General features: G+C 77.5%; 2 protein-coding genes (1 of these 2 running past the window's edge). Both read right to left on the bottom strand.

Features of this window, described 5'->3' with window-relative positions; translation table 11 throughout:
• A protein-coding gene (locus ACGF15_RS13835) for an SDR family NAD(P)-dependent oxidoreductase (protein ID WP_392798742.1) crosses the window boundary here: on the bottom strand, window positions 1–13,307 show its 5' portion. It extends 6,781 nt beyond the left edge of the window; the window shows 13,307 of its 20,088 coding nt (coding positions 1–13,307); it begins with the start codon at window positions 13,305–13,307; the stop codon falls past the left edge of the window.
• Complete coding sequence (locus tag ACGF15_RS13830; protein ID WP_392798739.1) at window positions 13,304–26,107, bottom strand: amino acid adenylation domain-containing protein; 12,804 nt, start codon at window positions 26,105–26,107, stop codon at window positions 13,304–13,306. Before ACGF15_RS13830 ends, ACGF15_RS13835 begins: the two co-directional genes overlap by 4 nt.

The following is a 26,107-nucleotide window of genomic DNA, read 5'->3' as shown; positions in this document are numbered from 1 at the left end:
TCGAGGAAGGCGTTGGCGTAGCCGTAGTCGACCTGGCCCGGGTTTCCGCCGTGCGCGACGACGGACGAGAAGAGCGCGAAGAAGTCGAGCGGCTGCTCCCGCGTCGCCTCGTCCAGCGCGACCGTGCCCAGCACCTTGGGGGCGAGCACCGCGGACCAGTCCGCGGGAGACTTGTCCACCAGCCGGGCGTCCCGGGTGGTCCCGGCCGCGTGCACGACCCCGCGCAGCGGCCCGTCGGCGCCGGTGACGCGGTCGACCAGGGCGCGCAGGCTCTCCGGCCGGGTCACGTCGGCCCGCTCGTACCGGACGGTGCTGCCCGGTGCCGCCAGCGCGGCGAACCGCTCCCGGGCGGCCGGGCCGGGCTCCGAGCGCCCGGCCAGGATCACCGTGACCGGGGCCCGGGCCGCCAGATGGGCGGCGAAGTGGCGGGCCAGGGCGCCGGTTCCGCCGGTGATGAGATAGACGGCGCCCGCCCGCACCGGCGGGCCGCCGGAGGCGGGGGGCTCGACGGGGCGGAGCGCCCGCGCCTGTCGTCGGCCGCCCCGGCGGCGCAGCTGCGCCGCCTCGCCGGGGCGGCACCGTCCCAGCTCGGCCAGCAGCCAGCCGGCCAGGCGGTCCGGGTCCTGGAAGGCGTCCGCGCCCTCGACGGCCAGCCGTGCGGCGCCGAACCGGCCGTGCTCCAGCACCAGTCCGCGCAGGGCCGCCGCCATGGCGGCGTCATAGGGCCGGGAGCCGGGCGTCGGGGCCCGGTACCCGTAGACGGCCCGCAGGTCCCGGGGCCCGCTCGCGGTGGCGAGCAGGGCCGTTAGCACCTGGAGGAACGGCTCCGGGCCCTGGCCCAGCAGCCCGGGCAGGGCTGCGGTGGACAGCTCGTCCGGGCCGTCCGGCGGGCAGCAGACCACCGCGTCCGGCACCCGGCCGGCCCGGGCCAGCTCCCGCACCAGCCGACGGGCGTCCTCGGGGTCGCCGGTGCGCAGGACGTGGCGGTGTCCGGCACCGGACGCCGGTTCCGCGGTGCCGGGCGGCACCGGGAGCACGGGGACGACCCGGTGTCCGGCGGCCTCGCAGCGCGCGGTCAGCGCCGCCGCCAGTTCGGTGTCCGCGGTGAGGACCAGCACCGTCCCGGTGCCCTCGTCGTCCCCCGCCGGGTGCGTGTCCGTCTCCCCTGCCGTGTCGCCTTCGCCGGTGGACTCCCAGACCGGCCGCAGCAGCCGGCAGCGCTCCGGCCGGGGCCCTCCCGCGTCGGCCGCGGTGCGGGCCGCGGCGGCGGTGCCCGCTCCGGCGTCCTCGGCGGGGGCCCGGGTGCGGGCACGGGCCAGTGGCCCGTCGCCCGGCAGCCAGTAGCCGCCGTGCTCGAACGGGCAGGCCGGGAACGCGACGCGGCGCGGCAGGGGCGTCCGCCACAGCCGGGCCCAGTCGACGTCGGCCCCGCCGAGCCACGCGGTGACCGCCTCCTGCGGGTCCGTACCCTGCCACTCGGCCGTTCCCCCGCGCGTCGCCGTCCCGGTGCGCAGACCGGGCGGCGTCGGGCCGCCGTCGGCGTACGCCGCGAGCAGCGCGGCGAGTCCCGTCCGCGAGGCGACGGTCACCGCCAGCCGGTGGCCGTACTCCCGGCGGCCGTACTGGGCCGCCCAGGCGAGCTCCCGGAGCGTGGCCGCACCGGTGGCGTCGGCCGGATCCGGCTCCGTCGCGGTCAGGAAGGCGGCCACCCTCCCCGCGTACGCGCGCAGTCGCTCCCCGGTGCGCGCGGAGAGGACGAAGACCTGCTCGGCATCCCGTGGTGCCGCGTCCGGGTGCGGGGCGGGGCGGGGCTCCCGCGCCATGTACTCCTCGACCACCAGATGCACGTTGGCGCCGCCCGCGCCGAAGGAGCTGACGCCGGCCCGCAGCGGGTACTCCCGCTCCTCACCGTCCGCGCCGCGCACCCGCGGCCGGGTCCACTCGGCGAGCTGCGTCTGGGGCCGGAACGGGGAGTCGGCGAAGGGGATCTTCGGGTTGACCCGGTCCAGGTTCGCGGACGGCACCAGGCGGCGGTGGGCCAGCTGGAGCAGCACCTTGGTCAGGCCCGCGATCCCCGCGGCACCCTCCAGGTGGCCGATGTTGGACTTCACCGAGCCGACCGCGCAGTGACGCCCCTGCCAGGCCCGTCGCTCCGCCTCCCGGTCCGCTCCGAACGCACGGGTGAGCGCGGCGATCTCGATGGGATCACCGAGTTCGGTGCCCGTGCCGTGGGCCTCCACATAGCTCAGGGTGCGGGGCTCCACCCCGGCCCGGCGCAGCGTCTCGGCCACCAGGGCCGCCTGCGCGTTGGGGTTGGGCACGGTGTACCCGCTGGTCTTGCCGCCTGCGTTGGACAGCCCCGCCCTGATGACGCCCCAGATGCGGTCGCCGGAGGCGACGGCGTCGGCCAGGGGCTTCAGCAGGACGGCCCCGACGCCTTCGCCCGGCACGTATCCGTCGGCCGCCGCGTCGAAGGTGCGGCAGCCGTCGCCCCCGGCCAGCATGTTCATACCGGCCAGGGCGACCAGGTGGGCGGGGTGCAGGATCAGGTTGACGCCCCCGGCGACGGCCATGCGGCACTCGCCGCGCCGGATGCTCTCGCAGGCGAGCTGGACGGCGGTGAGCGAGGAGGAGCAGGCGGAGTCCACCGCCATGCTGGGCCCGGACAGGTCGAAGGTGTAGCTGACCCGGTTGGCGATCGACCAGTACGCGGAGTGGGCACCGGCCAGCTCCCCGCGCGGCCAGCCCTGCGCGGCGGCCAGCTTGCCGTAGGAGCCGTACATGACGCCGACGAAGACACCGGTCTCCGGTACGCGGCTGCGCGGCCCGGCGTACCCGTTCTCCTCCAGCAGGGTCCAGCAGCTCTCCAGGAACAGCCGTTCCTGCGGATCGATCGCCGCCGCCTCCCGCGGCAGGATGCCGAAGAGGTGCGGGTCGAAGCGGTCCACCCCGTCGAGGAATCCGGCCCACTTGCCGTACGTGCGCTGGGGGGTGCCGCGCCGCGGGTCGAAGTGCTCGCGCCAGTCCCACCGGTCGGGCGGGATCTCCCCGACGCAGTTGGCCCCCGCGGCGAGGTTCCGCCAGAAGGCGTCGAGGTCCGGGGAGCCGGGGTACCGGCCGGTGAGGCCGACCACGGCGATGTCGGTGGGGGACGGCTCCCCGGGCACCGACCGGGACACGGCGGCCACCGCCAGGGCGGCGTCCTGCGCACCGGCCCCCGCGGGCGCCGCGGCCTTCGCGGACGCCCCGGCCTCCGGTGCGGCCACCTCCGGTGCGGCGGCCTCCCGTGCGGCGGCCTCCGGTGCGGCGGGCGCGGACGCCGGGCGCGGTTCCGCCGCGCCCACGAGTCCGGCGGCCCGCAGCACGGGGTCCCGGCGGTCCGCGAGCAGGTGCCGGGCCAGCCGCTCGATGGTCAGGTGCTCGAAGAGCAGGGTGGCGGGGAGTTCACCGAGATCCTCGGACAGCCGGTCGAGGATCTCCGTCCCGGTGATGGAGTCGATGCCGACGTTCTCGAAGGGCTCCCGGTCGGGAAGGTCCTCGTCGGGGCACTTCAGGACGTCCCGGAAGGCGCCGCGCAGATAGCCCCGCACCCGGGGCAGGGCCTCGGTGTCGCCGAGCGGCGCGGTGCCTCCGGTCTCCGGTGCGGCCGGGGAGCCGCCCAGCGGCATCCCGTGCTCGGCCATCCGCGCCGGATCCGCCTTGATCACCAGGGCCTGTCCCGCACCGGACGACACCACCTCGGCCAGCGCGACGGCCCCCTCGGCGGGTTCGATCGACCCCACGCCGAGCCCGGCGAACGCGCGGGCGTAGCGCTCGCCGGCGACCGCGCCGACGCTGCCCCAGTAGCCCCAGTTGACCACCCGGACGGGGAACGGGCAGCGTGGCGCGGCGGCGTGCACCACGGCGTCCTGATAGGTCGCCGCCGCGGCGTAGTTGCCCTGTCCGGCCGCCGCGACGAACGACGCCGCGGAGGAGAAGAAGACGCAGAAGTCCGGGCGTTCCTCCGCCAGTGCGTCCAGGAGGACGGCGGCCCCCGCGGCCTTGGCGGCGAAGACCCCGGTGAACTCGGCCTCCGTCATCCGGGCCAGCGAACGGTCCCGGAGCACCCCGGCCGCGTGCACCACACCGTGCAGGGCGCCGAAGGCCCGGTGCGCCTCGGAGACGGCGGAGCGCACCGCCGAGGGGTCGGTGACATCGCCCGGCACATAGCGCACCCGGCCGCCGAGCGACTCCAGGCCGGCGATCGCGGACGTCACCTCGGGGTCGTCCGCGGGCCGACGGCCCAGCCAGACCAGGCGGGCGGCGTGTCCGGCCGCGAGGTGGCGGCTCACCGCCCGGCCCAGGCCTCCCGTGCCCCCGACGACGAGATAGCACCCCTGGTGCCGGAACGCGGGCCGCTGCTCCGCGGCGGATGCTCCGGTGGCGGGCAGTGGCAGTGGCAGGAACTCCCTGGTCCACGGGCGGCCGTCACGCCAGGCGAGCAGCGCGGTGCCCGGCCCGGCGGACAGCAGGCGGTCCGCGAGGTCCGCCGCGGTGACCGGCGGCTCCTCGGCACCGAGGTCGGTGAGGGCGCACCGCCAGGAGGGGTGCTCGGCGGCGGCTGCGCGGGCCAGTCCCACGAGCCCGGCGCCATGGGCCCGGACCGGCTCCCCCGCGGTGACCGGGACGACGCCGTGGACCGCGACCCGCAGGCTCAGCGGGCGCCGGCCCTGGCCCTCGTCCAGCATGCTCCGCAGCAGCCGGAACGCGGCGAGCGTCGGCGGATCCACCGGCTCCCGGGGACCGTCGGCCTCCCGGGCGGGACCGGCCAGCAGGTACAGGACATCGCAGGGGCCGCCCGGATCCGGGCGCACGGCGGCATCCAGCGGCAGCCGTACCACGGCGTCCCCCGCCCGCTCATGCCGCTCGGCCAGGGCCTCGGCGAGGCCGGCGGCGCCGGGGTCGTGAGCGAGCAGGACGCGGGCTCCACCGGCCGGGGGCGGCGGGGCGGCGGGCCCGGCCGCCAGGGGACGCCAGACCGGGCGGCGCAGCAGCAGCTCCCCGGCGGCGGACGACCCGGCCGGGACGGGCTCCACCGGCTCCACCTGCTCCACCTGCTCCACCTGCTCCAGCGGCTCCAGCGGCTCCACCTGCTCCAGCGGCTTCGCGGGAGGCGCGGGAGACCCGGGCTCCTCTCCGGTGATCCAGTGACGGACGCCACCGAAGGGGTAGGTCGGCAGGCCGGGCCGCCGGGGTGCCGGAGCGGGCTGCGCGGGGTAGACGGCGGACCAGTCCGGGTCCCGTCCCGCCAGGTACTCCTCGGCCGCCCGCCGTACCGCCGGGGAGGCCGCGCGCGGTGGCTCGGCGGCACCGTGGACCAGCCAGGCGCGGGCCTGCTCGCGCAGTTCGGAGGGGGTGCGCACGACGAAGAGGGCGCGCTGCGGGAAGTGCCAGCGGTGCAGTGCCAGGACGCGGCCGACCGCCTCGGCGTCCTGCTGGTCCGTCACCGCGTCGGCAAGCCGCCGCACCTGGTCCCGCAACTGGTCCCGGGTGCGCGCCGACACGGGGACGGGAAGCTCCCGCGTCGTCCCCCTCCCCGGCGCGCGGTCCGCTCCCGGTGCCTCCGGGGGCGCGGTCAGCACGGCGTGGGCGTTGGTCCCGCTGAACCCGAAGCTGCTGACCGCACCCGCGAGCGGCCCGCCGGGGCCGGTGGGCCAGGGCACCGGCTCGGTCACCACCTCGAAGGGCGCACGCTCGGCGTCGATCTCCGGATTGAGCCCGGAGAAGTGCAGCGTGGGCGGGACGCAGCCGTGCTTCAGCGCGCACACGACCTTGAGGAACCCGGCGATGCCGGCCGCCATCGTGGTGTGGCCGATGTTGGACTTCACCGAGCCGATGAGCAGCCGGGGGCCACCGGGAGCGGGCCGGAAGACGTTCCGCAGTGCGCGGGCCTCGATGGGGTCGCCCAGCGGAGTGCCGGTGCCGTGGGTTTCGAGATAGCCGAGCCCGGCCCCGCCGTCGCCCAGCCCGGCGCGGGCGTGCACCTCGCGCAGCAGGGCGGTCTGCGCCTCGGCGCTGGGGGCGGTGATGCCGTTGCTGCGGCCGTCGCCGTTGACGCCGGTCGCCTTGATGACGGCGTGCACGGGGTCCCCGTCGGCCAGCGCCCGGTCCAGCGGCTTGAGGACCACGGCGCCGACGCCCTCGCCCAGCACGATGCCGTCCGCGGTGGCGTCGAAGGGCGCGCAGCGGCCGGTCGGGGAGAGCATGCCGGCGGCGCTGGTCCACACGTGCATCCGGGGACCGGTCATCAGCGCGACGCCGCCGGCCACCGCCATGTCGCACTCGCCCGAGCGCAGGCTGCTCACGGCCAGGTGGATCGCGACCAGGGAGGAGGAGCAGGCCGTGTCCACGCAGAGCGTGGGCCCGCCGAGGTCGAGGTGGTAGGCGATCCGTGCGGCCAGGATCGAGGGGGAGTTGCCGAGGAAGGCGGAGCCGCCGAGGTCCTCGCCGGCCGCCCGCAGCCGCTCCAGGTAGTCGCCCGTCCCGGCCCCCACGAAGACGCCGCAGCGGGCGCGATGCGTGCCGGGGGTCGCGTATCCGGCGTCCTCCAGGGCGGTCCACGCCTCCTGGAGGAAGAGACGCTGCTGCGGGTCCATCCGCTCGGCCTCGCGGGGCGAGAGCCGGAAGAAGGCGGCGTCGAAGCGGTCGATGTCGGTGAGGAGCGCGGCCCACTTGCTGTAGCTGCGGCCGGGGGTGGACGGGTCCGGGTGGTAGTGGCTCCGGAGGTCCCAGCGCTCGGGGGGCACCTCGCGCACGCCGTCCCGGCCCGCGAGCAGGTTGGCCCAGAAGGCGTCCAGGTCGGGGGCGTCGGGGAAGCGCCCGGCCATGCCGATCACGGCGATGTCGGTCGCGCCGGGGCGTTCCGGGGCGGGTCGCGGCGCCGCGGGAGCGTCCTGGGCCGGGCCCGGCACGGGCACGGGCACCGGCACCGGCACCGGCACCGGGTCCAGCACCACCGGCTCCACGGCGGCCGGGGCGGCAGGAGCCGCCGGGGCCGCCGGGGCGGCAAGGGGCTGGGGCTCCGGGGCTTCCCCGGGGGCGACGGCTTCCACCGTGCCGGGTTCCACCGGGGCGGGGTCCGGGGCGGGGTCCGGGGCGGCCAGCGCGGCGGTGTGCAGGGCACCGCCCCGCGCGGCCTCCGCCACGACGAAGGCGGCGAGCCGGTCCACCGTCGGATGGTCGTAGACCACCGTGGACTCCAGCCCGAGCCCGAAGTGCTCGTTGAGATCGCGCACGACCTCCACCGCACCGAGCGAGTCCACGCCCAGCTCCTGGAAGGTGCGGGCGTGGTCGATCTCCTCCTCCTCCAGATACAGATGGCCGCACAGCGTCCCCGTCAGCACGGCCACGACGGTCTCCCGCCCGATCCCGGACGGGGCCGGGGAGGCCGTCTGCCCCGCAGCCGGCCCGGGAGACGGCGCGGCGGCACCCACGGCGGCGGGCTGCACCACCGGCTCCACCGGCTCAACGGGCTCAACGGGCTCAACGGGCTCAACGGGCTCAACGGGCTCCAGCCGTACGGTGACCGCCGCTCCCGCGTCCACCGGCTCCCTGCGCGCTCCCGGCGGCGGAACCGCGGCGGAAGCCCGTGCCCGGTCGGGCCCTTCTCCGGCCGCGTAGTGACGCACCCGGTCGGCGTGGCCGCGTACCCGCGCCACGGCGTCCGCGTCCAGCACCCGCCGGTGCAGCTCCGCCTCACGTTCGACCACGGTCGTCAGCTCCTCCAGAGTGCGCTGCGCCAGCTCCCGCTTGAGCGCCCGGACCGCCGTGCGGGGGCGGGCGGCGATCGACCTGGCCAGGGTGAGCGCGGCGGGCAGCACCTCGGACCGCGGCAGCACCGACACTCCGGCACCGCGCCGTTCCAGCTCCGCCCCGCTGAGCGGCCTGCCCGAGTAGCACATCTCGGCCGCCACCGAGGCGCCGAAGCGGCGCTCCAGCACCCGGGTCGCCCCCATGCCCGGGGTGAAGCCGTAGGCGAGGAAGCTGGCCGCGTACATGCCCTCACGGGCCATCAGCACCACGTCGGCGTGCAGCCCGAAGGCCAGCCCGCCGCCGGACGCATGGCCGGAGAGCGCTGCGACCACCGGGCGGTCGCAGCGCTGCAGCCCCTCGTAGAGGAAGGGCACGTCGGTGAAGCTGCCCTCCCCCCGGGCCAGCTTCTCCAGCGCCTCCGGGGTTCCCCCCATGCTGAACGCCGGCCCCTCGCCGGTGAGGGCGACGGCGCCGACGGAGTCGTCGTCCCCGATCCGGGCGAAGGCGTCCTCCAGGCCGCGCACCGTCTCCTCGGTGAACATGTTGCTGCCCCCGCGCATCACCACCAGGGCGACCCCGTCCTCCAGCACCCGCAGCTCCACCGCGGGCCCCTGCGGCTCGTGCTCCGGCGACGGGACCGGGACGGCGGCGGACGGCCGGGGCGACGGCACCGCGGCGGACGGCCGGGGCGACGGGGCGGCCCGCACGGGCTCGTCCGCCGCCGGGGCGCCGTCACGCCAGCGGCCCAGCCAGCAGCGTTCCTCGCGCAGCGGCGGCACCGGCAGCGCCACCCGGCGCCCCCGGGGCAGCCCGGCCAGGGCCCGCGCCCGTTCCCACGGCACGTCGGCGCCGTCCGCCCAGACACGGGCCAGTTCGGACAGCCGGGCCTCGCGCAGCGAGCGGGCCGCCTCCTCGGCGGACAGGGCGGGGTGCTCCTCGGCGGGACGCCGGGTGCCCCGCACCCGGCGGGCGGGCTGCTCGGGCTCCCCGCTCGCGAACCCCTCCAGCAGCGCCAGCAGTTCGCGCCGCTGGACCTCCGCCGTGCCGGCCGGCACCACCACGGCGAGCCGGTGGTCCAGAGGGGTGCGCCCGGCCTGGAGGGTGTAGGCGACGTCGGCGACACCGACGGACCGGCCGGCGCCGCGCGGGGCCGTCCGGGCGGCCAGCCGGGCCAGGGTGGCCTCCGGGGCCAGGGCCCGGGGCGGCAGCTCCCCGCCGCCGAGGGATTCGCTCAGCCGGCGTGCCAGTTCCCGGCCGGTGGCCGGGTCCAGCCCCAGCTCCGCCAGCGGAGCGGCGGGGTCGATCTCGGCGGGGTCGACGCCCAGCAGCTCGGCGGCGACCGCGACCGCGGCCTCCGCACCGGCCCGGTCGGCGGCGGTGCCGCCGGTGCCCCCCGGTTCGCTCCGGGCGAGGGACGCGGCGACGGCCTCCGCGTAGGACCGCAGCCCCTCCTCGTCCCGGGCGGAGAGCAGCACCAGCTGGGGCCCGCTCCCGCCGTCCTCCGGCTCCCCGACCGGGGCCTCGTGGCTCTCCACGACCAGATGGACGTTGGCCCCGCCCGCGCCGAACGCGCTGATGCCCGCGCGCAGGGGCGCCCCGGGCGCCGGGTGCCACGGGGTGGCGCGCTGCGGTATGCGGAAGGGTGAACCCTCCAGCTCCAGATGGGGGTTGAGTTCCTCCGAGTGCAGCGAGGGCACCAGGGTGCGGTGCCGCATCTGGAGCAGCACCTTGCTCAGCCCGGCGATCCCGGCCGCGCTCTCCAGGTGCCCGATGTTGGACTTCACCGATCCGACGGCGATGCCGCCCTCGCCGGCCCCGCTGTCCGCGAAGGCCTTGCGCAGTCCCCGGATCTCCACCGGATCGCCCAGCGCGGTCCCGGTGCCGTGGGCCTCGATGCAGCCGACGGTGGCCGGGTCGCAGCCCGCCCGGCGCAGGGCCGCGCGGATCAGCTCGGCCTGGGCGTCCGGGTTGGGCACCGTGAAGCCGCTGGTCCGTCCCGTGTGGTTGGCTGCGGAACCACGCAGCACGCCCAGCACGCGGTCACCGTCCTCCAGCGCGCCGGACAGCGGCTTGAGCAGCACCGCCCCCACCCCCTCCCCCGGCACATAGCCGGTGGCCCCCGCGCCGAAGCTCCGGCACCGGCCGTCGGTGGAGAGGAACTGCCCCTGGGCGAGCTGGAGGTACTTCTGCGGGTGCACGGTGACGTTGACCCCGCCCGCGAGCGCGAGGGTGCACTCGCCGCGGCGGATGCTCTCCATGGCGAGGTGCACCGCGGTGAGCGAGGAGGAGCAGGCGGTGTCCACCGCCATGCTGGGGCCGGTCAGTCCCAGGGTGTACGAGACGCGGTTGGCCACCGACGCGTGCATGGCGGCCGGGGCGACGCCCTGGTCCCGGAGCAGCTGGTAGTGGTTCCACATCACTCCGGCGTAGACGCCGACGCACTCGCCGTCGAGCGCATGCGGCGGGTACCCGGCGTCCTGGAGGGTCCGCCAGCAGGTCGTCAGGAAGAGCCGCTCCTGGGGGTCCATGCGCTCGGCGTCACGGCGGGAGATGCCGAAGAAGGACCGGTCGAAGAGGTCCACGCCGTCGAGGAACCCGCCCCAGCGGCCGTAGGTGCGGCCGGGCACGGGGTCGCCCGGCGTGAAGTAGGCGCCGTGGTCCCAGCGGTCGCCCGGGACCTCCACGATGCTGTCGCGCCCCCCGGACAGGTTGCGCCAGAACGCGTCGAGGTCGGGCGCCTGCGGGTACGCGCCCGCGATGCCGATGACCGCGACGGGCTCCTCGGCCCGGTCCGGGCGGCCCGCCGGGGCCTGGGCGGGCGCGATGGCGGTCGCGGCCTCGGCCGCCCGGGGAGCGGGCAGGACGTCACCGATCCGCGAGGGGTCGCCGTACACGGCGACGACGGTGCCGGGGGCTCCGGCCAGGGCGGTGTCCAGCAGGCCGAGCCCGGTGTCCGTCGGCATGGGCCAGGTGCCGCGGGTGCGGCGGGAGTGCGCGACGTCCTCCTCGCTGAGCCGCATGGCGCCGTCGGCCCACATGGGCCAGCCGACGGCCACCGTGCGGCCGGGACGGCCGGAGCGGACGCGCTCCTCGGCGAAGTGCTCCAGGAAGGCGTTGGCGAAGGCGTAGTCGCTCTGGCCCGCGACGGCCTGGGAGGCGGAGAGGGAGGAGTAGAGGACGAAGAGGTCCAGCGGGTCGTCCCGGGTGGCCTCGTCCAGGTGCAGCGTGCCCAGCACCTTGGGAGCGGCCACCCGGTCGAGGTCCGCGCGCGTCCTGCCGGGGAACAGCCCGTCCGAGACGGTGCCGGCGGTGTGGAAGACGCCGTTCACCGGGCCGAACTCCTTCCGCACCCGGGCCAGGGCGGTGCGCACCTCGTCCTCGCGGCCGAGGTCCGCGGTCAGCCAGCTCACCTCGGCGCCCCGGGCGCGCAGCCCTTCGGCCCAGGCCTGCTGCCCGGCGCTCACCGGGCGGCGTACCAGGAGGGCGATACGGGCCCGGAACCGGGTGGCCAGATGTTCCGCGAGCAGCCCGGCCAGCCGGCCGGCGCCGCCGGAGACCACATAGACGCCGCGCTCACGCAGCGGGCTCGCGGCGGGCGGGGCGGGCGCGGCGGGCTCCGCGCGGAAGACGCGTGCCTCGCGGCGGCCGGCGCGGTACCGCACCTGGGGAGCCGCGGGAGCACGCGTCTCCCGGGCCACGGCCTCGGCCACGGTGCCGGCCTCCCACCGGTCGACCCCCAGGACCCGGCAGTCCAGCCGCGGGGACTCGCCGGTGAGGCAGCGGGCCAGCGCGCCGACCGCCGGGCGGGCGGCGTCCGCCCCTTCGGGCGGCGCGGGGTGCGGGGCCAGGAGCAGCGTGGTGCGGGCGGGCCAGCGGCGGGTGAGGGCCTGGGCCAGGCGCAGCAGGGTGTGCGCGGGTCGTACCGGGTCGTCGCCCGGCTCCGGCAGCGGGAGCACCACACAGCCGGGCGGGCCGTCCAGCCCGTCCACGACGGCCGCCACGTCCCCGCCGTCCACCGGTGGGTCGCCCACCGGCAGGAACCGGCGCCCGGGCAGCGCCCGGCGCAGCGCGGGCAGCAGACCGTGCGGGGCGTCGGGCCCGGGGAGGACCAGCACCGGACCCTCCGGTGCCGGAGCAACGGCCCCGGTGGTGCCCGCCGTTGCGGCGGGGGCCCAGACGGGCCGGAACAGGCCGACCGCCCCCGGGTCGCCGGCCTCCCCCTCGGGCGGGGCGCCGGACCCCCTCCCGGGCGGGTCGGCCGGGGCCGTCGCCGGCGGCCCGTAGGTCTCCGCCAGATGCCCGGCGAGCACCTCGATGTTCTGGTACTCGAAGAGCAGCGTGGGGTACAGCGTGCCCTGGACGGCGTCCTCCAGGGCACGGCTGATGGAGAGCAGGTCCAGGGACTCCAGGCCCAGTTCGTAGAACCCGGTGTCGGTGCCGACCTTCCGCGGGTCGGTGTGCAGAGCGTCCGCGACCAGGCGGCGCAGCAGCGCCCGGTAGGCCTCGCGCGGGGAGCCGGCCGGGGTGTCCTCGCCGCCCGGGGCGTCGGCGGGGACGGCTGTCGAGCCGGCGGGGGCGGCGGCCGGGGCGGCGGGGACCCCGTTCAGGACCACCGGGCCGGGGACGGCGTCGGGTGCGTCGTCCAGCAGCGCGGTGATCAGGTCCGGGCGCCGGATGCGCTTGCAGGACAGCCCCGTGAACTCGGCCAGGATCCGGCCGGACGGATCGCACAGGGTGTAGTCGCTGGTGATGAGGTCACCGGTCGCGGCCAGCCGCTCGGGGTGCGGGACGTGCACGAGCGTGGTCGGGCCGATCGGGCCCCAGGCCCGGAAGCGGTCGAGGTAGACCGGGATGAACGGCTCCCGCGAGGCCGCCTCCGTCTGTCCGTAGGCGGCGATCGTCGAGGCGTCGAGGAGCGCCGGATGCAGCCGGAAGGCGTCCGGGGCGGGGGCCGCGGCATCGAGGGTGAGCTCGGCGAGCAGATAGCCGTCACCGATGTGCAGCGGCCCGTGGCAGGTCATGGCGGGGCCGTGCCGGATGTCCTCGGCACGGGCCCGCGCGTAGAGCTCGTCCATCGGGTAGCTGCGCCGGGCCGCGTCCCGCAGCGCCCGGGGGTCGACGGACCCGGGGCCGGAAGCGGTGGGGGGCTCGTCGCCGAAACCGAGTTCGGCGCGCATGTTCTGCCGCCAGGAGGCCCCCGGCCGCCCGGCCGGGCGGCTCTCGGCGGTGACGGCGCGGCGGCCGTCGGGGCCGGGCGCGGCCAGGGTGACGCGGATCTCCCGGCCCCGCCCGGAGGCGGTCGCGACCGCCTCCGGGAAGAGGACGCGGTGCAGCGACGCCCGCCGGTCGTCCAGGCCGCGGGCGCGCAGGATCCGCCAGAGGATGTCCAGGAAGGTCACTCCGGGCATCACCGAGACCTGGTGGACCCGGTGGTTGCGCATGATGAAGTCGTCGTCCGAGAGTTCGAGACGGGCGACGATCGGCGCTTCCCCGGTCGTGGGCTGCCGCTGGGTCATGCGTTCTCCTTTCCGGCGGGCAGAGCCGGGGACGGGCGGTCGGGTCCGGGATCCGCGAAGGCGAGCTGCAGCAGCGAGGTCACCGGGGGACGTTCGCCCGGCCGGGGCGGGCGGTCGAGCCAGCACCTGCGGCGGTGGAACCGGGGTGCCGGAAGCGGGGCGCGCAGCGGCCGGTAGCGGGCGCGGGACGCGGCCGGCAGCCCGCCCAGCACGGCATGGGCGTTGGTTCCGCCGAGGCCGAAGGCGCTGACGCCGGCGAGCCGCCGTACGCCCTCCGGCCACGGGGTGGACTGCCGCTGGACGCGCAGCGGGGAGTTCTCGAAGTCGAAGCGCGGGTTGGGCCTTTCGCATCCCACCGTGGGCGGGATCAGTCCGCGTTCGACGGCGAGGGCCGCCTTGATCAGTCCGGCGATCCCCGCCGCGCTGAAGAGATGGCCGATGTTGGACTTCACGCTGCCGACCGGCAGCGGGCCCGCGTCCGGCGCGCGCCCGGCGAAGACGTCCTGGAGCGCGCGCAGCTCGATCGGGTCCCCGATCAGCGTGGCCGTGCCGTGCGCCTCGATCATGCCGATCTGCTCCGGTCGCGCACCGGCCGCCGCGAGCGCCGCCTTCACCAGCGCCGCCTGGGAGGCGGGGCTGGGGGTGGTCAGCCCCATGGTGCGGCCGTCGTTGTTGGCGGCCACCGCGTCGATGACCGCGGTGATCCGGTCCCCGTCGCGGAGCGCCGCGTCCAGGGGCTTGAGCAGCAGGACGCCGCAGCCCTCGCCGGGGACGAACCCGTCGGCGCGTTCGTCGAAGGTCCGGCACCGGCCGGAGGGGGAGAGCGCGCGGGCCGCGCTGAACTCCAGGTAGGGCTCCTCGTCGAGCAGCACCTCGACACCGCCGGCGAGCGCCAGCTCGGACTCCCCGGCGAGCAGGCTGCGGCAGGCCGACTGCACCGCGAGCAGCGCGGAGGAGCAGGCGCTGTCCACCACGAGGGCGGGGCCGCGCAGGTCGAAGTGGTGGGCGGACATCGCGGCGATGAAGTTCTGGTCGCCGCCGAGCCCGGCCACGCTGCCGGGCGGCCCGGCGCGGTGCCGGTAGCCGGACATGCGCGCCCCGGCGAAGATGCCGACCGCCCGCCCGGCGACGTCCTCGTCGCGGTATCCGGCGCTCCGCAGCGCGGCCGCGGAGCCTTCCAGGAAGAGCCGGACGGCGGGGTCGGTGGTGCGGGCCGCCTCGTCGGTCATGCCGAAGAAGCCGGGGTCGAACTCCTCCAGCCCGTCGAGGAAGCCGCCCCACCTGCTCACGCTGCCACCGCCTGCGGCGGTCCCGCCGGGGCGGTAGTGGGCGGCGGTGTCCCAGCGGTCCGGCGGGATCTCGCGGATGGCGTGCCGGCCCGCCGTGAGCAGCTCCCAGAAGCCGTCCAGGTCCGGTGCGCCGGGGAAGCGGCAGGCCATGCCGATGACGGCGATCTGCGCGGAGTGCCCGGCGAAGGCCGCTTCCGGCGCGAGCGCCGGGCCGTCCGGTGCGGTGCCCGGGCGCGGCGGGGCGGGAGGGACCGGCGTCTCCTCCGGGGCGCGTGCCTCCGCCGGTTCCGGGGCACGGGCCTCCACCGGTTCCGGGGCACGGGCCTCCACCGGTTCCGGCGGCGCGCTTCGGGCGGGCGCCAGATGGCGGGCGAGGGCGCGGGGCGTGGGGTGGTCCAGGACGGCCGCGGGCTGGAGCGGCCGTCCGGTGTGGGCCTCGACGCGGGTGACCAGCTCGGCCAGCATCACGGACTCCACCCCCAGTTCCGTGAAGGAGCGCTCGGGGTCCAGCTCCCCGGCCGGGATGCCGGCCACGTCCTCGAGGAGCCCGGCGAGCCAGCCGGGCACCTCCGGGCCCTCCGCGAAGGGCACCGCGAAGGGCACCGCGCCGGGCACCGCGCCGGGCACCGGGCCGGGAGCGACGGCCGCGGGCGTCGCGTCGGCGGACGGCACGCCCGCGCCCCCGTCGCGGTCGATGCCGCCCGTGGCGCCGGTGTCGGCGCCACGGTCGGCGCCGCTGCCGCCGCCGGGCGGGGCGACCAGCACCACCGGTGCCCCACCGGGCTCCAGCAGGCGCTCCAGCACGGCCAGGGCGTCGTCGCTCGTGAGGGTGCCGAGCCCCGCGCGGGCGGCGGCCCCGGCGGCCTCGGCGGGAGCGGGACCGTCCCTCCACACCGGCCACTGCACCGCGCGGAACCCGGCGTCGCCCAGCCTCCGCCGGTACCGGGCGTAGGCGTCCGCGCAGCCGTTGGCCACCGCGTAGTCGCCTACTCCGGCCGCCAGTTGGGGCAGGGCCGAGGAGACGGACGAGAAGACGACGAAGAACGACGGCCGGTCCGCCGCGGTGAGCTCGGCGAGGGCCCGCAGGCCCTCGGCCTTCGGCTCCAGCACGGCGGCGATGTCCTCCAGCGCCTTCGCCGTGAAGGGTGCCGGACCGCGGGAGCCCGTCCCCGCGCAGTGGATCACCCCGGCCGGCGGGCCGAGCCGGGAGCGCACCCGGTCCAGGAAGGCCGTGAGCCGGGGCCGGTCGGAGAGCGGACCGGCGTGGGTGAGCACGGTGGCACCGCGACGCTCCAGCTCCCGCACGGCCTCCACCGCGCGGGCGGTCCCGGCGGGCAGGCCCGGGTCGTCCCAGCGCTCCCGGCCGGGGAGTCCCCGCAGCCCGGTCAGCGCGATGCGGCGGGCTCCCCGTTCCACCAGGAAACGGGCGGCCAGGGCACCGAGCGCGCCGGTGCCCCCGGTGACCAGGTAGGCGGCTTCGGGGTCGGCGGTGAAGGGCCCGGCGTCCGGGGCCCCGCCGGGCAGCGGGACGGTGCCGGGCAGCAGCCTGCGCCCGTTCCGGTGGCACACCTCGGCCGGGGCCTCCGGCAGCCGCCACTCCCCGGCGATCTGCCCGGCGGAGGGCAGATCGGTGTCCAGCGAGGTGGCGTGGACCAGCGCGGGGTGCTCGGCGTGCAGCACGCGCAGCACGCCCGCCAGGTGCGCGCCCGCCCAGGACGGCCGGGTGCCCGCCGGGTCCTGGAGGCCCGAGGTCACCTGCAGCAGCCGCAGCCGCCGGGTCCCGCCGTCGCGGGCGGCGCGGGGCAGCCGCTGCATCAGGGCGGTGCGGGCCCGCCAGGGGCCGGGCGCCTCTTCCGGGCGCCAGAGGTCGGCGAGGTCGATCACGCCCCGGCAGTGCGTCAGGTCCCCGGCGGAGTCCAGCAGTGTCGCCGCGTCGTGGAACCTCCGGACCCCGGCGCCGAGATCGCCGCCGCCCCCCTGCCCGGACTCGACGAGCACCTGGGCGTCGAGCGGGCCCAGTGCCCGGGCGGTCTCCCGGGCCAGCGCCCAGGTGGCCTCGGTGGCCAGCACCAGCACCCGGCCGCCGCCGGTCTCCGGTGCCGGGGTGTCGGCCCCGCCCACGGGCCCGTGGTCCCGCCACGTCCGCGTGTACAGCGGGACCGGGACCGGCGGCGCGGGCACCGCACCCGCGGCACCCGCGGCCGCCGCGGCCGGGGGCGGTTCGGGCGGCCAGCAGCGGCGCCGGGCGAACGGGTAGGACGGCAGCGGGACGAGGGCGGCCGCCGTGGCGCCCGGCAGCAGCGCCCAGTCCCAGCCGGTTCCGCGCACCCAGGTCCGGGCGATCTCCGCGAGGTCGGCGCCCCGCGGGTCCCGGTGCTCCCCGGCGCGCGGCGCGGCCGTCGCCCGGCCGCGCAGCACCCCGGCGGGCGGGTCCGTGTCGTCGGCGTCGAAGTCCCGCAGCCGCGTCCGTAGTTCGTCGGCGGTTTCGACCAGGAGGGCGGCCCGTTCGGGGAGTTCCTCGCGACCGGTCCGCAGGGTGTGGGCGATGTCGCGGAGGGCCGGGGGACGGCGGCCGTCACCGGTTTCCGTCAGGGCCGCGGCCAGACGTCCGGCGAGGGCGGTCAGGGCCCCGGCGGTCCGGGCGGAGAGCACCACCAGCTCGGTGCCGCGGCCCTCCCCCGCCCCGGCGGCCGAGCCGGTTCCGGTGCCGTCGCCCCGCTCGGGCGAGGCGGCCGGGGGCTCCTCGACGATCAGATGGGCGTTGGAGCCGCCGGCGCCGAAGGAGCTCAGCCCGGCGCGGCGGGCGCCCCCCTCGGGTCGCGGCCAGTCGGCGGGCTCCCGCTGGATCCGGAACGGCACGGCCGCCCAGTCGATCTCCGGGTTCGGCCGCTCGGCGTGCAGGGTGGGGGCCAGCCGTCCGTGCCGGAACTGGAGCAGCACCTTGGTCAGCCCGGCGATCCCGGCCGCCGCCTCCAGGTGGCCGATCAGGGACTTCACGGTGCCGATGGGCACGCCGGCCGGCGGCAGGGCGCCGTAGGCGGTGTGCAGACCGGCGATCTCGACCGGATCGCCGAGCGCGGTGCCGGTGCCGTGCGCCTCGACGTAGCCGATGCTCCCGGGGGCCGTGCCGGCCGCACGCAGCGCCGCGCCGATGACCCGGGCCTGGGCGGCCGGGTCGGGAACGGTGTAGCCGTTGGTCCGCCCGCCGTGGCCGATCGCCGTTCCCCGGATCACGCCGTGCACCCGGTCGCCGTCGGCGAGGGCGCGGTCCAGGGGCTTCAGCAGCACCGCGCCGACGCCTTCGCCCGGGATGAAGCCGTCACCGTCCGCGCCGAAGCCGCGGCAGCGGTGATCGCTGGAGGTCATCCCCATCTCCCGCTGCTGCACGTACTTGTTGGGGTGCAGCGAGAGGCTGACGCCACCGGCCACGGCCACCTCGCACAGCCCCTCGCGCAGGTCCCGTACGGCCAGGTGCAGCGCGGTCAGCGAGGCGGAGCACATGGTGTCGACGGTGAGGCTGGGCCCCTGTGCGTCGAGGAACCACGAGGCCCGGTTGGCGATGCCCCCGGGGGTGGCCCCGGTTGCCCGCGGGGAACCGGCGAGCGTGGCCTCCACCCCGAGGTAGGGGTACTCGTTGTGCATGGCGCCGACATAGACGCCGACGGCGTGGCCGTGCACACGGTGCAGCCGGTCCCGGGGGTAGCCCGCGTCCTCCAGCACCTCCCAGAGCACTTCGAGGAAAAGACGTTCCTGCGGGTCCATCAGCTCGGCGGTGCGGGGGGCGATCCCGAACAGCTGCGGGTCGAACAGGTCGTGCCCGTCGAGGAATCCGCCCCACATGAGGTCCTCCCCCGGACGGCCCCGGCGCCGGTTCGCGGGCAGGGCCCGGATCTGGTCCCGGCCCCGGGACAGCACGTCCCAGAAGGCGTCGAGATCGGCGGCGCCCGGATAGCGGCCCGCCAGACCGATCACGGCGATCCCCTCCGGGCGGGGGGCGGGAGGCCGCCCGGCGGCGGCGGAGGGGGAGGCGGACGGCAGGCTCCGCGGGCCGGAGGCTGCGGCCAGGGCACGGGCGGCGGAGGCGAGGTCCCGGTGCTCGAAGAAGAGGGTGGCGGGCACGGTCGCGAACTCCTCCCGCAGCCTGGCGGTCAGCCGGGCCACCACGAAGGAGGTCAGCCCGTGGCGCTCCAGGGGGGCGGCCGGGTCCAGCTCGGCCGGCGGCACTCCGCTCACCTCGGCATAGAGCTCGGTCAGCCGCCGCTCGACGGCGGCCACCGGCTCCGCCGGGCCGTCGGCCCCGCCCCCGGCGTCCGGGGCGGCGGCGGTCACGGCGGCCGGGGCGGCCTCGGTCGCGGGCAGCGCGGACGGTGAGGGCAGCGCGGACGGCGGGGGAGCGGCCGGGGCCGCAACGGGCACCGCCCGGGCGTCACCGGCCGCTGCCGCGGCCGGGAAGGACCGCTCGCCGGCCGCCGGGGCACGGAGCACGGCATGGGCCAGCGAGCCCGTCGCGCCGACCGCGTTGACCAGCGCACGCAGGGGCAGCCGGGGGTCCCGGGGCCGCCACGGCTCGGCGCGGGACACGACCCGCAGCGGCAGCCGGTCCCAGTCGACCAGCGGGCTGCGCTGTTCGGCGAGGAGGGTGGGCGCGAGGGTGCCGTGCCGCATCTGCAGCAGGACCTTGGTCAGCTGCGCGAGACCGGCGGCCGACTCCAGATGGCCGATGGCCGGCTTGAGGGTGCCCACGGGCAGCGGCCGGCCGCCGTCGCGGTCGCCGAAGACCTCGCGGAGGGCCTGGAGTTCCGCCGCGTCGGAGAGGGCCGCGCCGGTGGCGGCGCACTCCGCGTAGCCGATGTCCCCCGGCTCCACCGCCGCCCGGCGGACCGCCAGGGCGAGGGACTCGCTCAGCGCGGCGACGTCCGGGGCGCCGAAGCGGTCCCCCGCGGCGAAGTCCAGCCAGGTGGACTCGATGACGCCGTGCAGGGGAACGCCGTCCGCCCGGGCCGCGTCCGCCGGACGCAGCAGCAGCGCGCCGCCCCCCTCGCCCGGGGACCAGCCGCTGACGACCGCGTCGTAGGCCCCGGCCACCCCGTCGGGCGCCGTGAGGCCGAGCCCGCCCAGCAGGGCGGTGTGGTACGGGTGCGCCACCAGGTTGACGGCCGCCACCACGGCCGCCTCGCACTCACCGCGGCGCAGCGACTCCCGGGCCAGGTGCAGCGCGGTCAGCGAGGAGGAGCAGGAGGTGTTGACGGCGAGGCTGGGCCCGCGCAGCCCGAGGGCGTGGGAGAGGCGGTTGGGGAGGTCGGAGGCGATACCGGAGAGTTCGGCCTGTCCGGTGCGCTCCCAGCGGTCCGCGCCGTTGAGCTGGTGGTCCGGCCACATGGCCGCCACGAAGACCCCGGTGCGGGGGGCTGTGCGCCGCAGGCTCCCCGGCGTGTGGCCGGCGTCATGGAGGCAGTCGCCCACCAGGTGCATCAGCAGCCGGAGCTGCGGGTCCAGGGACTCCGCCTGCCGGGGGCCGAGGCCCCGCGCGGGGTCCAGGGCGGCGGCCACCGGCGCCTGCGGCTCCACGGCGTCGAGGTCCAGGTAGCCGCCGGGCGTCCTGCCCGTCTGGTGCAGCCGCCCGGCGGGCGCGGGCCGCACCGCGCGGTGGCCGCCGCGCAGGCGGTGCCAGAAGCCGTCCAGGTCCGGCGCGTCGGGGTAGCGGCCGGCCAGGCCGACGACGGCCGTCTCGTAGGGCCCCTCGAAGGCCGCGGCAGCGGGTGCCGCCGGGGCGTGCACGGTGGCGGCGGCCGAGGACGCGTCGGCGGAGGCCCGCGACGACGCGGGCACGGTGAGCCCGCCGCCGAGGAAGGCGTGCAGATAGCGGTGCCCGGAGTCGAGCCGCAGGGCGCTGCGGACCCGGTCGAAGGCCACCTGGCCGATCGGGCACAGGCCCACGCCGGACCGCTCCTGGCCGGCCATCAGGGACTGGCCGAGATACCCGGCCTCGACCAGCAGATAGCGCTCGGCGTCGGACGCGTACAGCGGCTCGATGCCGTGGGTCTGGCCCACCAGGTACAGCTCGAAGCAGGCGCCGTCGAACACGGGCCGGTTGGTGACGAAGTGGACTGTCCGGTCGATGTCCGGGGCGGGATTCACCAGCCGCAGCGTGTGCCGCTCCGGGTCGTAGTAGTACACCCCGCCGGGAAGCGAGGTCACCGCGTCCGGCTTGAGGTGCAGATAGGTCTGGACGGCATAGGTGTCCCCGGCCGAGGGGTAGGTGCGGCGGGCGCGCCCGTCGGCGTGGCGCACCCGCAGCGGGGCGAGCAGCGCGGACAGCGCGTCGGCGGAGAGCGGTCCGGGGGCGTACGTCCGGCGGCTGGTGCGCGCCGTGTAGCTCTCCACGGGGACCTCGGCGGGCGGGAGCGCCACCTCCCTCTCGTCCGGGCCGGGTGCGCGCAGGTTCCAGCGGGCGGCCTTGAAGGCCTCCCGCTCGGCGGCCGACAGCGGGTCGACCCGGCCGGGCCGCTGCCCGGCGGTCCGTTCGGGGGCAGGCGCCTGCGGCGCCTCCCGGCCCTCGCCCGCCTCCCGCGTCGGCTCCTCGTCCGTGGCGGCGGGGGCGTCGGGGGAGGCGGGGGCGTCGGCGAGGAGCGCCGCGAGCGAGCGGGCGATGCCGGCCGCGGTGGGCGCCTCCAGCAGGGTGCTCACCGGGATGCGCACACCGTGGCGGAGGTGCAGTGCCTGGGAGACGCGCACCATGGTGAAGGAGGTGGCGCCCGCGTCCCACAGGTCGGCGTCGGGCGCGACGCCGGGGATGCCGATGAGTTCCGCGGCGGACCGGGCGATCTCCTGCGCGAGCGCCGCTGCCCGGTCGTCCCCGCCCGTCCGCGGGTCCGGGACGTCCGGCGCCTCCGGCCCGCCCGCCGCATCGGCCGCGTCCGTCGCGTCCGGCTCGTCCACCGCATCCGCCGAGCCCACCGCATCCACCGCATCCGCCGCGTCCGGCTCCCCGGGCTCCTGCTGCGCGCACGCGTCCTCCGGCGGCCAGGGCAGGGCCTCGCGGTCCAGCTTGCCGTTGGCGGTGGCCGGGAAGGCGTCCAGACAGCGGACATGACTGGGCACCAGGTAGCCGGGCAGCGCCTCGGCGGCGTAGGCCCGCAGCTCGCGAGCCGTGGGTGCGTCGCCGTCCGGCAGCACATAGGCGACCAGGGTGCGGTCCCCCGAAGGGTCCGGACGGGCCAGCACCTTGACGTCGCGGACCGCCGGATGGCTGCGCAGCCGGTGCTCCACCTCGCCGGGCTCCACCCGGAAGCCCCGGATCTTCACCTGGTCGTCGGCACGGCCGAGGAACTCGATCACGCCGTCCGGCCCGAGGACGGCCCGGTCGCCGGTGCGGTACATACGGGCGTCCGCGGCCCCGGCGTACGGATCGGGCACGAACCGTTCGGCGGTCAGCTCGGGGCGTCCCCGGTACTCCCGGGCCAGGCAGTCCCCTCCGATGTAGAGCTCTCCCGCGACGCCGATCCGGCACGGCCGGCGCTCCTCGTCCAGGACGTAGTACCGGGCGTTGTCGATGGGGCGGCCGTAGGGGATGCTGCGCCAGGCCGGATCCACCTCCAGCACCCGGAACCAGTTGGACCACACGGTGGCCTCGGTCGCGCCGCCCAGGCTGATGAGGTCGGCCCGGCGGAAGACGGCCCGCAGCTCGCCGGGGAGGTTCAGCGGGGTGTAGTCGCCGCTGAGGAAGACCAGCCGGAGGTCCCCGGTGCCCGGGTGCCCGGCGGCCTGGCCGGGGAGCAGGGGCAGCAGCTGTGCCAGCGTGGTGGGCGCGGAGTTCCAGAAGGTCACCGGCTCGCGCAGCAGGACGTCCAGCAGCAGGGCGGGGTCCCGCTGCTCCGACTCGTCCGCGACACGGACGCAGGCCCCGCTGCCCAGCAGGCCGAAGAGGTCGAAGACGGACAGGTCGAAGCCGAGCGAGGTGACCATCAGGCCGGTGTCCCCGGGACCGAACCGGAAGGTGCGCCATGCCCAGTTGAGCAGGTTGCGCACCGGGCGGTGGGTGACGGCCACCCCCTTGGGGCGTCCGGTGCTGCCCGAGGTGAAGATGACGTAGGCCAGGTCGTCCGGGCCGGTGCCCGGGTCCGGGTCGGCGTCCAGCTCCGGGTCGGCGTCGGCACCGGCGGCCTCGCCCGCCGCGGTCACCAGGACGCGGACCCCGCCGCCGGGTCCGCCGGGGTCCGCGCCGCCCGCCTCGTCCGTCAGCAGCACCTCGGCACCGGCGTCGGACAGCATGGCGGCGGCCCGCGCCGGGGGCTGGCTGTGCTCCAGCGGGACGTACGCCCCACCGGCCTTGAGGACGCCCAGGACGGCCGCGACCATGGCGGGCCCGCGCCGGTAGCGCACCCCCACCGGGGAGCCGGGTGCGACACCGGCCGAACGCAGCAGCCGGGCCACCGCGTTGGCCCGGCGGTTCAGGGCGCGGTAGGAGAGGCTGCCCCCGGTGTGGCGCAGTGCGGCGGCCTCCGGGGTGCGCGCCGCCCAGTCCTCGAAGAGGCGGTGCACCGGGCGCTCGTCGGGCAGGGCGGTGGCGGTGGCGTTCCATCCGTGGAGCACCAGCTCGCGTTCGGCCGAACCGGGCGCGGCGACCGTTGCGTCGTCCCCCTCCGGCGCACCGGAACCGGCCGGCGGCAGCGCGGTCAGCCGCTCCCGGTAGACCGCGAACATGGTGTCCAGCACTCCGGCGGGGAAGTCGCCGTCCACCGCGTCCCAGTGGAAGTGCAGGGTGTCCCCCTCCGCGACGCAGATGGAGTCCAGGGAGACGTCGGGGGTGTACGTGAGCCAGGGCCCACCGCGCACCGCGGGTGGCGGCGGGTGCTCGGTCAGCTCCAGCAGCCCCGTGTGCACCACGGGGAACCCGTAGCCGCGGGCGTCGTCGCTGCGGCGGCGCAGCACCTGGCGGCGCAGCTCCGCCAGGCCGTCCACGGCGTCGCCGTGCCGGGTGTCGGCCTCCAGCAGCCGGTGGCAGGACGCGGCGCGTTCGGCGGGCGCCCGGGTGCGGGGCCCGTGGGGTATCCAGCTGAGTCCGGTGTGCTCGCCGGGACGCCGCCCCTCGTCGCCCGGCCGCCAGCGGACCGCGGCGACGCTGAAGTCCTCGTCCGGCAGGCCGGTCGCCAGGGCCTCGGTGAGCGCGGCGACCAGCACGGCGTCGGGGGAGAGGCCCTGCCGGGCCAGGTCCTCGCGGATCGCCTGCCACCCGGTGAGGGTCCCGGAGCGGCGGGTGCGGCGGCGTTCGGTGCCGGTCCGCAGTACGGGGCCCGACGGCAGCCCGCGCAGCCGGTCGCGCCAGTGGGCGCGGGCGGCCTCCCGTGCGGCCTCGGACGGTGGTTCGGGGGTGGGCGCCCCGGCGGGCAGGGCGGGGTGCCACGCCTCCTCGGTGGCGCATCCGCGCATGAGTTCGCGGATCAGCAGATGCAGGCTGCGGCCGTCGGCGAGGGCGAGGTCGAGCACCACGTGGACCGTCGCCGCGTCCGGGCCGTCCGGGGTGACCAGCAGTTCGGCCGCCGGCCAGCGGCCCGGCGGGAAGGCGGTGCCGGCCAGCCGGTGCCGCAGTTCCCCGAACCAGTCCGCACCCTCCGTGGCGGGCGGGCGCAGGACGGGGACCCGGCGGCGCGGACCGGCCTGCCGGCGGACGCTCAGGGTGCCGTCGGGGGCCAGGGAGGACCGCAGCACGTCGTAGCGCTCGGTCATGGCGTGCCAGCGGTCCGCGGCACGCTCGGCGAGGCGTTCGGCGTCGAGGCCGGTGACCTGGAAGGCGTGGTACACCTGGCAGCCGTTGCCGGGCCGGGTGTCCTGTACGCGGGCGACGAAGTACGCCTGCTGGAGCTGGTTCAGCGGGCGGGCCTCCTCCGGCGCGGGCTCCCCGGCGGCGAGCTCCCGCAGCCGGTTCCCGAACTCCGCGAAGAGCCGTTCGGCCGCGCCCGGCGCGAGCAGGGCGTCGGTGACGTCCCAGTGGCAGCGCAACCCGCCGTCCGCCTCCCACATCTGGTGGTCCAGGGCCACTCCGGAGGTGCGGCCGACCGCGTGGGAGACGGCGCGGCCGAAGCCGCCCGGGGCCTCGTGCGCGGTGTCGAGGAGGCTGGTGAAGACCACGGGAAGGACGGGTGCGGACCCGCCGCCGGCCGGGGCGCGCAGCGCCCGCAGCGCCTCCACCCCGGAGACGCCGCCGTGCTCCAGATCGCGCCAGAGCCGGTCGTGCACCTCCCGGGCCGCCTCGTCGAAGGGGCGGTCGAACGCGGGCGTGACGGGGAAGACGACGGTGGAGGTGAAGGGGCCGGGCAGGTCCTGGGCGGACCGGGGCAGCCTGGCGCGGTCCGCGGTGGTGAGCACCACGGTGGAGGGGCCGGCGGAGCCGTGGCGCCCGGCCACCTCGGTGAAGACCGTGAGGACCAGGGCCGAAGGGGAGATCTCCAGGGCGGTGGCGCGGCGCCTGAGCGCCTGCCACTGGTCGGGCGTCAGGGTGTCGTCCAGCGCCCGGCGGGGGTGTCCGCCCGGCGGAGCGACGGGCTGCGGGACGCGGGCGGCGTCCGGGGCGGGCGGCAGCCCGGACAGCCGCTCCCGCCAGTAGGCCAGGTCCTCCTCGTGGGCGGCGGTGCCCTGCCGTCGCCGCAGGGCCAGCACGGCGTCGCGCAGCGGCACGGCGGGAGCCGGCAGGGGGTGCTCCGGGTCCTCGTACCGCTCCCACCAGTGGCGCAGGACGACCGCGAGGCCGTGCCCGTCGGTGACGGCGCCGTCGATCAGCAGATGGACGACGCCGCCGTCGGGACCCAGTGACAGCTCCACGGCGTGCGGCGGCGCGTCGTCGGTGAGTTCACCGCAGGTGAGGCGCTCGCGCACCCGGACCAGGTGGAGGGCGAACTCCGCGCGGCCGGTGTCGCGCAGGTCGTGCCGCGGGACGTCGGGGACGGCTCCGGGGTCGTCGGCCGGCAGGACGCGCTGCCCGCCGGCACCGGCCGGTGCGAGGCGCAGCGCCTCGTGGTGGGCGACCACGGACCGCCAGGCATCGGCCATCCGGGCGGCGTCGAGGCCGGGGACGGTGAGCTCCCGGTACAGCCGGCACCCCGCCGGATCGGGGACCAGCCCGGGATCGCGGCCGACCAGGTAGGCCTGCTGCACCGGCGTGAGCGGGAAGGGCGCGGCGGCGTCCCCCGTCTCCGTGCCCTCCGCCGCGGCGGCGCCCGGCGCCTCCGCGCTCTCCGCGCCGTTCCCGCCGCCGCGCCCCTCGGCGGGGGCTCGCCCGGCGGCGGAACCGGTGACCAGCTCCGCGAGTTGCCGGACCGTCGTCCCGCCCCGGAGCGTGTCCAGGGAGACGGTGACACCGAGCGCGGACCGGATCTCGGCCAGCAGCCGGACGGCGGCGAGTGAGCCCAGGCTGTACGCGCGCAGGGGGGTGTCGGGGGACGGGTCCGCCCCTTCCGGCAGGACCTCCGCCACGATCTTCAGGATCACGTCGGCCGCCGTCTTGTCCTGGTTCAT

This window comes from Streptomyces sp. NPDC048001 (assembly GCF_043203115.1).
Classification (GTDB): domain Bacteria; phylum Actinomycetota; class Actinomycetes; order Streptomycetales; family Streptomycetaceae; genus Streptomyces; species Streptomyces sanyensis.
Note: the sequence above shows the minus strand (reverse complement) of the source record. Positions and strands in the feature narration are given on the sequence as shown.

Coding starts and splice junctions, on each gene's coding strand:
- ACGF15_RS13830 (WP_392798739.1), bottom strand. CDS start 26,107: ATGAACCAGGACAAGACGGCGGCCGACGTGATCCTGAAGATCGTGGCG.